Below are 304 nucleotides of genomic sequence, written 5' to 3'. Positions count from 1 at the left end.
TTTTTTCTGTTTTCTCTTCTGGTAATACATCCCAAACAGACGTCAATTTTTCATTCTCTTTTCCTTCTTGTATCATTACACCAAGGACGGCAAGCTGACCGTTCTCATTTTGATGTACAAGATGAAGTTCCATATCATTTTGTTGACCGTTAAATTGATGCTCGCTTGGCGTATGGAAATGAAATTGAGTAAGTTTATAATCTTCTCCTTCAATGATCATTTTATTGCTTTGTGATATGGTGTTAGCTTGTACTGTATGACCGTTATGTATTAATGAAAAAGGTGTCGGCTTATATTGAATATC

General features: G+C 34.5%; 1 protein-coding gene. It reads right to left on the bottom strand.

The annotated features are described in order from the left end of the window. A partial coding sequence (locus JN080_RS29375) for a carbonic anhydrase family protein (protein WP_256239391.1) occupies nucleotides 1-304 on the bottom strand: 304 nt, incomplete at both ends.

Source organism: Bacillus sp. EB600, from assembly GCF_024494385.1.
GTDB lineage: Bacteria > Bacillota > Bacilli > Bacillales > Cytobacillaceae > JAEVLT01.
This window is presented reverse-complemented; position numbering and strand designations above follow the sequence as displayed.